This window comes from Acidobacteriota bacterium (assembly GCA_018001935.1).
Classification (GTDB): Bacteria; Acidobacteriota; JAAYUB01; order JAAYUB01; family JAAYUB01; genus JAGNHB01.
Genome location: JAGNHB010000065.1, coordinates 21,273 through 31,148, shown reverse-complemented (window position 1 = coordinate 31,148; position 9,876 = coordinate 21,273). Strand labels below are relative to the sequence as shown.

General features: G+C 69.3%; 6 protein-coding genes. All 6 read right to left on the bottom strand.

The annotated features are described in order from the left end of the window. Positions 1 to 501: 501 nt before the first annotated feature. The 6 genes from KA419_18245 to ispH all read right to left on the bottom strand — a co-directional run bounded on the left by KA419_18245 (position 502) and on the right by ispH (position 9,851). Positions 502 to 1,515 carry a glycosyltransferase family 2 protein gene (locus KA419_18245; GenBank protein MBP7867874.1) on the bottom strand — a complete coding sequence of 338 codons (1,014 nt, stop codon included), beginning with the start codon at positions 1,513 to 1,515 and terminating at the stop codon, positions 502 to 504. A gap of 1 nt (position 1,516) precedes the next feature. Further along, positions 1,517 to 2,392 (bottom strand): ChbG/HpnK family deacetylase, encoded by an 876-nt coding sequence (locus KA419_18240; protein MBP7867873.1) that lies wholly within the window; start codon positions 2,390 to 2,392, stop codon positions 1,517 to 1,519. Beyond that, positions 2,364 to 4,034, bottom strand: coding sequence for a glycosyltransferase family 39 protein (locus KA419_18235; protein ID MBP7867872.1), 1,671 nt, complete (start codon positions 4,032 to 4,034; stop codon positions 2,364 to 2,366). Before KA419_18235 ends, KA419_18240 begins: the two co-directional genes overlap by 29 nt. A gap of 713 nt (positions 4,035 to 4,747) precedes the next feature. Beyond that, positions 4,748 to 6,694 (bottom strand): oligoendopeptidase F, encoded by a 1,947-nt coding sequence (gene pepF / locus KA419_18230; protein MBP7867871.1) that lies wholly within the window; start codon positions 6,692 to 6,694, stop codon positions 4,748 to 4,750. A 476-nt stretch (positions 6,695 to 7,170) separates the two neighbouring features. Then, on the bottom strand, positions 7,171 to 8,934 hold the full coding sequence (locus KA419_18225; GenBank protein MBP7867870.1) for an FAD-dependent thymidylate synthase: 1,764 nt from the start codon (positions 8,932 to 8,934) through the stop codon (positions 7,171 to 7,173). After that, positions 8,931 to 9,851: a 4-hydroxy-3-methylbut-2-enyl diphosphate reductase gene (gene ispH, locus KA419_18220; protein MBP7867869.1), complete on the bottom strand. Its 921-nt coding sequence runs from the start codon at positions 9,849 to 9,851 to the stop codon at positions 8,931 to 8,933. The genes KA419_18225 and ispH overlap by 4 nt, the downstream gene beginning before the upstream one ends. Between the last annotated feature and the right edge of the window lie 25 nt (positions 9,852 to 9,876).

The window sequence follows — 9,876 nt, the reverse complement described above, 5'->3', positions numbered from 1 at the left end:
GGTTTGGGGCTGGGGTGAGGGGTGTGGGGTTTGGGGAGCGGGGTTGAACGATCAGCCGGGCGGGCATCCGCCTTTCGCTGCGGAGTGCGGCGCGCAGGCTGCCGGAGCGCCGCTTTGACCGCGCCGCGCAGTCTTCGGAGCGGCGCGATGACCCGGGGGACACGGTTTCCTGGAGCGGTCCGGGCGTCGAATGCGGCAGGCCATCCCGGGTAGACGGCGCTCCGGCGGCCTGCGCGCCTTTCGTCACCGGCCAGGTTCAAAGCGGCGCTCCGGCGGCCTGCGCGCCGCACTCCGCAGGATGAACGCGGCGCTCCGGAAGCCTTCGCGCCGCACTCCACAGGATGCCCTCGGCGCTCCGGTTTCTCGGTGCGGTTTGCGGCGTTGACTTCGAGGTCGGCGGCGATGGCGGCGGCGATACCGATTGCGATTGCGATACCGATTGCGATACCGATACCGATGATGACAGGATTAGTTCCGGACCTACAGCCTGCAGCCTGCAGCCTACGCCTTGCCGCCTTCCTCCCGCCCCTTCCGCCTCGGGGGGGGCTTCGGCTCGTGACGAAGCACCCGGTCCACCGCGTAGATGGTCTTGTCGCCGTGCTCGAAGTAGATCCGGGTGAGCAGTTCGCCCAGGAGGCCCATGCAGATCAGGAAGACCCCCGCCAGGAGCAGCATCACCGCCAGGAGCAGCAGGGGGCCGTGCTCGACGAGGGTGCTGCCCCCCGTGAGGACCTTCTTGACCAGCAGGAAGGACCCGATCCCCGCCCCGGCGAGGAAGCAGAGGATCCCCGGGATCCCGAAGAAGTGGATGGGTCTCTGGATGTACTTCAGGATGAAGCGGATGGTCAGGAGGTCGAAGAGCACCCGGAACGTGCGCATGATGTTGTAGTGGGACTTCCCGTGGAGGCGCTTGCGGTTGTTGATGGGGACCTCCACCACCCTCGCGCCGTGGCTGAGCGCCAGGGCGGGGATGAAGCGGTGCAGGTCCCCGTAGAGGTTGACCTGCTCCAGGACCTCCCGCCGGTAGACCTTGAAGGTGGTCCCGAAGTCGTGGATGTGGAGCCCGGACAGCTTCGCCATCAACCAGTTGGCGATGCGGGAGGGCAGTTTTCGGGAGAGGAAGGGGTCTCGGCGGTTCTTCCGCCAGCCGCTGACGATGTCGTAGTCTCCCTCCACCATGCACTTGACCATCTCCGGGATGTCCGCGGGGTCGTGTTGAAGGTCGCCGTCCATGGGGATCACGATGTCCCCCCGGGCGTGGTCGAAGCCGGCGGCGAGGGCGCCGGTCTGGCCGTGGTTTCGCCGGAGCTTCACCACCACCACCCGGGGGTCCTCCTTCACCAGGCCCTCCAGGACGCGGAAGGTGCCGTCCAGGCTCTTGTCGTCCACGAAGACCAGTTCGTAGTCGGGCGTGACCTCGCTCATGGCCGCCACCGTCTCCTCGTAGAGCGCCCGGACGTTCTTTTCCTCGTTGTGGAAGGGGACGACGATGGAGATCTTCTTTTCCGTCAGCATGTCAGCTTTCCTTTTTCGCAAAGATGGAATAGTCGGTCAACGCGACGCCGCGGGAGGCCGCCAGGCCGGGGACGCGTTCCAGCAGAAGCCGAAGCTCGACCCCGCGCGACTCCCGGAGCCGGGAGCGGCTCTTGCGCATGCTCTCGTCCATGACCGCGGGGTGAACCATGAGTTCGTTCACGCCGTCCGCGAGTTCCGCGAAGACCCCGTCCAGGTAGGCGGGGCTCCAGAGCCCCGTGGCCGCCACGCCGAAGAAACGGTCCGGCGTCCGGAGCCCGGCCTCGGCGCACCGCCGGGAAAAACCCCGGCGGGTCACCCGGACGAGCCGTCCCAGGAGCCACTGCCGGGTGTACGCGCGGGGATTGCCGGCCCGCGCCCGGAGGCGGAACGGGTCGGCGTCATACGGGTTGCGCATGGCCGGGATGGCGTACCGGCGGCAGACGCCGCACAGGACCCGGTGAACGCGCGCCAGGACGAAGACGTGCTTGTGCGCGTCGAGGTGCGTGGGGGGATGGCCGGCCCGGATCACCTTCTCCACCTGGGCTTCCACCTCCCGGCGCATCTCGTCCTCGCGCAGCCCCCCCCCGAAACATCGCCGGGCAAAGGCGCCGAGGGAGGGAAGGAAGCGGCCGTCCCGCCCGACCAGCGAGGGGATGGCCTCCGGGGGCGAGACCGGCCGGGTCCCCACCAGGCAGACGTGGCACCCGACCCCCAGCCGGGGGACCTCCGACGCCCGCCTGACGGCGTCGTCGAAGGCGGCGGACGGCGCCATGAGCGTCGTGCTGGTCAGGGCGCCGGCCCGGGCGGCCTCCACGACCCCGGCGTTGACGCCGGTATTGTAGCCGAAATCATCCGCGTTGACGATGATTCGTCGCAAAGTAGCTCCTCTGGTCCGCGATGCGGAGAAATTCCTCCCAGTCCAGCCGGAAGACGCGGACCGCCGACACGCCCCGCACCGGGAAGTCCGAGGTTCGCCGGGACGGGTCACGCCAGAGGTCCCGGTGGAACTCGGCGTTCTCGAAGTAGCGCCGCCCCGGCTGGAGGAAGACGTAGACATGCCGCTCGGGGCCGCGGGCGAAGGAGGGGTCCGACAGGTTCACCACCCGGATGTCGGGGCGGTTCTCCCCCTCCAGGTAGTAGCGGAACACCGCGGGGGTTTCCCCGGCGAACACGGCGCCGCCGGGCGGGGCTTCCCGCGCCGTCTGCCGGATGGCCTCCCGCAACTGCAGGTCGTAGAACTCGTCGTGGGGGAAGTAGTACCCCACGCGGGACGCCCCGCCGCCGAACCCGTTGACGTACAGGGAATGGAAGGGCGGGGCGAAGGTGAACGCCCCGAGCGCCGACGCCAGCACCACGACGGGAACCAGGGCGGACGCGGGCCGGCTGAACTTCGGCGGAAGCGAGGCCGCGAGGCGCTCGCGGACCGCCTCGATCCCGCAGGCGGCCAGCAGGTAGACCACCGGCATGAGGCTCAGGGTGTAGCGCATGAACTTGACCCCGAACAGGGAGTAGGGCGCCAGCCAGAAAGCCAGGTGGAACAGGACCAGGAAGGGGCCCGCCTCGCGCCGCCGCCGCAGGCAGAGGGCGAGCCCGGCGGCCGCCGCCAGGAGGACCAGGGGCGGGACCTTCACCCCCAGGAAGAGAAGGTAGAAGTAGCCGGGGGTCCCGTTGAAGGGCGTCCGGTCCACGTTGTTGTAGTAGAGGGTGTCCATCATGACGTAGCCGTGATGGGTGACGGTGCCCTGCCCCGTGTAGTGGGCGATGTGGCGGATCACCGCCGGGCTGAGGATGACGGGGTTGAGCAGGAGGAAGACGAGGCCGAGGACCAGGAGGTACCGGAGCAGTTCCTTCCCGCCGAAGGCATCCGCGGGGTAGGCGGAGGGCTCCGCCTTGCGGTGCCACCAGAAGTAGAGCATGTTCAGGCCGATGTAGTGCGGGAAGTACTTGGAGGCCAGCATGGCGCCGAAGGCGGCGGCGGAACCGTAGTAGAACCAGCGCTTCCGGGAAGCCTCGGCGTCCGGCGTCTGCTTCATGCGCCGGTGGAGCCAGGTCCCCAGCAGGATGAAGAAGACCAGGAGGGTGTCTTCCTTGGCGACCCGGTTGATGAAAACCGCGTCGATTCCCGTGGCCCACAGCCAGGCGGAGATCATCCCGACCCGCCAATTGAAGAAGGACGTCGCGAGGAGGTACAGGACGAAAACCGTCAGGGCGCCGAACACCGCGTTCGGCAGGCGGACCACGGTCTCCTCCGGGAGGCGGGCCAGCCCCAGGCCGGCGGCGGGGCCGGCGTTGTACGCGTCGGCCGCGAGGCGGGCCCCGAGAATCAGGGTCTTCATGAGCATGGGGTGGTCGGCGTTGGCGGTGAAGTCCCCCGCGCGATAGGAGCGGACGGCGTTGACCTTGTTGACCTCGTCCTCGGCGAGCCCGACCCCGGCGAGGTCGTGCAGGCGAACCCCCAGGGCGACCGCGAACGCGATCAGCAGCAGGGTTCTACGGTGGCGGAAAAACCGGTCTTGCAAGGTGGAAACCACTCGAACGTCGTGATCCGGCAAAGCGGACATCCCCGCAACATGGACCATCGCCCTCCGGGCAATGGCTCAAACAAAGGTCTTACAGACACTTTCCCGTTCAGCTTTCGGGGTGTCGCGAGGCCGTCACACTCTGCCCGGGCGAAAAGGGGCGCTTGAAAGGCCCCGGTTCGGCGATGCGCCTCCGGGGCTCGAAAGCCCGGGCAAAGCGGACATTATACCCCATTGCCGCGGGGAGTGAAAGAGGCAAAAAAGCCGCGCGCGCCCCGGGCGGGGTGCCGGGGAAGGCCTTTACCCGGTGAACGGGACGACCGTGACCCGGCGGCCCGCGGTTTCCCGACACCGCCCCCGGGGCGCACGGTCGCGGAACGGCATCCCTGCCCTGACCCTTTGCGAGGCTTGGCGCGGTCGCAAAAAGTACCATCACCCTCCGGGTGATGGCTCAAACAAACGTCTTACAGACACTTCCCCGTTCGTTTTCCGACTTTTTACGAAACCATCAGGCTATGCGTCCGGGCGTCTTCGCGCCGAGACTCACTGTGCCGCCGACGGGTGCGGGTCCGTCCGCGGGTGAAGCCGCTGCCGGCAGGGCGAACAGCAGGGCCGACAGGCAGGATGCGAACAACGACGAACTCATGTTGCACCCTCGTAACTTTTCTCGTACCGGATTTGCTGCTATCCTACCTGTAACCGTCATGAAAAGTCTATTTCTTCAGCCGCTCGACGATCTTCTCCATCTCCGACACCAGGTCGTCGAATCGCTTCAGGGCGGCCTCGTAGGGCTGGGGGCCGGACATGTCCACGCCCGCCTTCTTCAGGATGGCGAGGGGGTGGTCGCTGCCGCCCGCCCGGAGGAAGTCCAGGTACCGGTCCCGCTCCGCCGCCCCGCCGTGCAGGACGCCGTCGGCGAGGGCCATGGAGGCGATGATCCCCGTGCTGTACTGGAAGACGTAGAAGTCCAGGTAGAAGTGGGGGACGAAGTCCCATTCGCAGGACAGGTACTCGCCGATCTCGCACACCCCCGTCTCGTGGCCGTAATACTCGCGGGTCAGCCGGAGGTAGGTCTCGTCCAGCCAGTCGGCCGTCAGGGTCTTGCCCTCTTCCACGCGCTGGTGCATGAGCAGCTCGAACTCGGCGAAGAGGGTCTGCCGGTAGAGGGTGGAGCGGACCCGGTCGAGGTAGCGGTCCAGGACGTAGAGCTTGAACCGGTCGTCCGTCTCCGTCTGGAGCACGTGCTGGACCAGGAGGTTCTCGTTGAAGGTGGAGGCCACCTCCGCCAGGAAGGTGGGGTAGTCGGCGTTGGTGAAGTGCTGGGCCCGGCAGGAGAAGTCGGAGTGCAGGGCGTGCCCCAGTTCGTGGGCGAGGGTGGAGAGGCTGTCGTAAGACCCGTCGTAGTTCATCTTGACGAAGGGGTGCACGCCGTAGCACCCCTCGGAGTAGGCGCCGGACTCCTTCCCCTTGTTGGGGTAGCGGTCGATCCAGCGCTGGGAGAAGGCCTTCTCCAGGACGGCCTGGTACTCGGGGCCCAGGGGTTTCATGCACGCGGTGCAGAGGCCCTTCGCCTCGTCCCAGGCGTAGGTTTTTTCCACGGCGGGCACGGCGTTGGCGAAGAGGTCGGGGTACCGGAAGACCGGGAGCCCGAGAATCTTCTTCTTGAGGGTGATGTAGCGGTGCAGCGGCGACAGGTTCTCCCGGACCGAGCGAATGAGCTGGTGGTAGACCCCGGGGCTGATGTTGTCCCGGAACAGGCGGCTCTCCAGGCAGGTGGGGAACTTGTGGGCCCGGGCCTTGAAATAGTGCTGCTTGGTGGAGCCGTCCAGCAGGGCGGCGTTGGTGGATTCGAACTTCCGCTGGTTGTCCAGGAAGGCCGTCATCACCGCCAGCCGGTCCTCGGGCCTGTCGCCGCCCCGGAGCTTGAAGTACGTGGCGTAGTTCAGCGAGACGTCGCGCCCGTCGGAGAGCTTGAGGGGCGCCGGGGGGATTTCCACGTCGTTGAGGATGGACGAGGCCTTCTCGAACGATCCCGAGAACAGGGCCGTGAGGGCGACGATCTCCTGCTGGGCGGGGGGGAGGACGTGGTCGCGGCCCCGCAGGATTTCCCGGATCCCGAAGCGGTAGGGCTGGAGGCGGGGCTCGTCCCTGGCGAACGCCTCGAATTTCTCGGCCCCCAGCTTCAGGACGTCGTCGGCCAGGAAGGCGGTCTTCGCGCCCAGGTCGGCGCGGAGCGTGGTGAGTTCGCCCTTCATCCCCTGGTAGACGGGGTCCTCGAGGTCGGCGTTGCTGTGGTGGCTGGCGTAGGAGTGGAGCCGCTCCAGCTTCATCCGGAGGGTGTTCAGGAGGTCCAGGAGCGCCAGCATTCCCTTTGCGGAGCCGTTCCAGTCCCGGGACGCCCCGTCGAGGTCGCCCATGAGCTTCCGCGCGGACGCCAGGTCGGCTTTCCAGTCCTCGGGGGTGGCGTAGAGGTCCTCGAGCTTCCAGGTGTACTCCACGGGAACGTCCTTCCGGGCGGCGAGGGAGTAGTCGGGCACGGCGGGCCCGCCGCCCGGGACCGTGCCGGCGAGGGCGGTCGCCGCCAGGCCGAGGAAAAGAAGGGGCAGCAGCAGGGTGCGGGCCGTCCCCGCGGGAAGGGTCATCCGGCGGATGTTTGTCATGGGCACACCTCCAGAACTGATCTCGCGACCCCTCATTATACACGGCGTGATGGCTTCCGCATGGCTTTTCTCGGCAAGGGTACGCCGGGCGAGCCGAGCCCGATGCAGTACGCCGGGCGAGCCGAGCCCGATGCAGTACGCCGGGCGAGCCGAGCCCGGCGCAAGGGCAGTGGCGCGTGGAAGGGTGGAGGCGTGGGGCAATGGCCGAGGCAGGGGCCATGGGATGTGCCGTGACCTTTTGGTCAGCGCGCGCCTCGGCTCGGCGCGCGTACGGTACGCCGGGCGAGCCGAGCCCGGCGCTCGGGTTGGGGCGTGGGCCAAGGGAGTGATGAGGCCTATGGGTCAGCGCGCGCCTCGGCTCGGCGCGCGTACGGTACGCCGGGCGAGCCGAGCCCGGCGCTCGGGTTGGGGCGTGGGCCAAGGGAGTGGTGAGGCCTATGGGTCAGCGCGCGCCTCGGCTCGGCGCGCGTACCGTTTCAGAACCTGTCCCGGACGGCGGGCCAGCGGTCCTTGCCGGCGAAGAGGCGGGCGAGGACGGGGAAGGGGCCCCGCAGCAGCGCGGCGATCCGCCCGGCCAGGTCCCGGATCTCCCACTGGGCGTGGGCGTCAAGGCGCAGGCGCATGAAGTGGTGCCACTCCCGGAGGTTGGCGGAGAACACCAGGCGGCGGCGGTGGCCGTTGGCCAGGAGGTAGGCCGCAGCTTCCGGGTGGCGTTCGGCGATGCGCCCCGCCGTCTCTTCCGCCAGGCGGGCGACGGCCAGGAGGTCGTCGCGCAAGCCGGCTCCCTCCACCGACGGGGGGACGGTGAACCCCAGGGCGGGTTCGTACGGCCGGCAGAGGAGGCTCCCCATGCGGTGCCGCTTCAACTGGGCGAAGCAGGAGGCGCTCACCGTGCACTCCACCGCGGCCCCCGCGTGCTCGAAGGCCCGCGGCGGGGCGTCCCAGGGTTCCATCGTGCGAACCAGGGGGCGGAGGAGGCCGGTCTTCGCCGGGTCGTCGAGGGTCTCGGCCCAGGCGAGGGCTTCGGAGAATCGGGTGAAGAGCGGGGAGTCATGGGAGTTATGAGAGTTATGGGAGTCATGGGAACTATGGGAAGGAGGGGAGTCGTGGGGTTCCCGGGGGGAGGGGGGGAGGACGACCGGCGGCGGCGGACAGGGGGCGGCCGCGGACGCGAAGGCCAGGGCGGCGAAGACGTCGGCCTCGCTTCCCTGCAGGCCGACGATGCGGCACTCGAAGGGGTCTTCCCGAGAAGGGGGAACGGAGCAGGCGAGGGAGCCCGCGGGGGAGAACCGGGTGGCGTCGGCCCGGCCCGGTTCAGCCTGGGCGGGTTGGGAAGGGGAATGGCTTTCCGGCGTCGCTGCGGCGGGTGAGGAAAGAAAGCGCCGGAACTGTTCGGCGGCGGCGGCGCGCAGGGCCGGGAGCCCTTCCGCCTGGCAGGGCCCGGGGCGGGTGTAGCGGATGAGGGAGGGGGCGTGGGGGTGCAGCGCGCCGAGGAGGGCTTCCCCGAAGGCCCGGACCTCCGCCAGGGGGTGGCCGGCGGCGTCGCGGACCATCCGCTCGACGGTGCGGGCGTTGACGGTCATCCCGAGCTGGGTCTCCACCGCGAGGCTGAGGGCGTACCGGGCGTCCTCCTTGGCCCAGCCGTCCAGGGTCCGGCGCCCGTCCGCCCGGGCGGCCATGTCGGGGTGTTCGGCCTCGAAACGGGGTTTCAGCGCCTCGTACAGGCGGAGGTAAAGCTCCGTCTGACGGCGGACGATCTCCCGGAAATCAACCTCGAGCGCGGTCCCGGTGACTTCGGCGGGAACCACGAAGTCACCCCGGAGGGTGACGTAGCGCTGCGACTTCTCGGTGAAGGAGGCGAGGCGGTAGTGCTCGACGAACTCGGCCGCCAGGCGGCTGAGGCCGAGGACGTCCACGTTGAAGACGGCGTGTTCCGCCACGGAGGCGTGGCCCAGGCCGAAGACGATGGTCTCGTTGGAGCGCCGGGCCTTCGCGACCGAGGCGCGGGCGTCCCGCCGCAGCGCGTCGACGGGGCGGGGGTCGCGGCTGATGCGGGCGTAGGCGGCGGAGAGGGTCTCGGGGGTGAGGTCCTCCCGGTCGGCGAAAGCGGCCAGGTGCGCCAGGAGGTCCGGGGGAGGCGCCTCGTCCCGCCCGAGGTGCCCCCGGAGGCGGGCCGCGGCCTCGCGAAGCTCCCGGAGCGCGTCCCCGTCGATGTTGAGCCCGGCGGCGACGACCCTCACGGCCGGCCTCCCGTCGCGGTCGGTTCCGCTTCGGCGCCCTCGGGGGAGACCCGTTCGTCGGGGTCCACCACGGTGTCGGGGCGAAAGTCGCGGATCCGGTCCAGGACGTCCCGGATGAGGACGTCGGGCGTGGAGGCCCCCGCCGTGACGCCCACGGAGCCGATCCCCTCGAACCAGGCGGCCTCGAGTTCGCTCGCGGTCTGGACGTGGTGCGTGCGGGGGTTGGCGGCCACGCTGAGTTCGGCGAGCCGGCGGGTGTTGGCGCTGGTGAAGGAGCCCACCACCACGACGGCGTCGTTTTCGAGGGGCATCCGGCGGATCTCGTTCTGGTGGTCGGTGGTGGGCTTGCAGATGGTGTCGATGAAGCGCAGCTCGCGGCAGGCGGGCACCAGGCGGGAGATGATGGCCTGGACGTTCTCCAGGTTCTGCGTGGACTGGACCACCACGCCGAGGCGGTTCGAACGCCAGCCCTCCCCGGGGACGTCGGCGGGGCCCGAGACCACCAGGGGGCGGCTCACCTGGGCGGCGATCCCGCGGACCTCGTCGTGGTTCTGGTCGCCGATGATGACCACCTCGTAGCCTTCCTCCTCCAGCTTCCGGACGATCCGGTGGATCTCCAGCACCATGGGGCAGGTGGCGTCCACGATCCGCAGGCCCCGTTCGGCGGCTTTCCGGTAGATCTCGGGCGTCGTGCCGTGGGCGCGCATGAGGAGGGTGCTGCCGGGGGGGATGGCGTCGAGGTCCTCCACCACCCGGATCCCGGTCTGGCGGATCTGGTCCACTACGTACTCGTTGTGGACGATGTTCCCCAGCATGTAGACGGGGGCCTCGCCGCCGGCCGCCTTGATCGCGATGTCGATGGCCCGCCGGACCCCGAAGCAGAACCCGGCGCTGCGGGCGAGGCGAAGGCGCAGCATGCGGCGCTCCCGGCCGGGCCTCCGG

Excerpts from the sequence above, each read along its gene's own strand:
- KA419_18245 (MBP7867874.1), bottom strand. The coding sequence starts at position 1,515 with ATGCTGACGGAAAAGAAGATCTCCATCGTCGTCCCCTTCCACAACGAG.
- pepF (MBP7867871.1), bottom strand. The coding sequence starts at position 6,694 with ATGACAAACATCCGCCGGATGACCCTTCCCGCGGGGACGGCCCGCACC.
- ispH (MBP7867869.1), bottom strand. The coding sequence starts at position 9,851 with ATGCTGCGCCTTCGCCTCGCCCGCAGCGCCGGGTTCTGCTTCGGGGTC.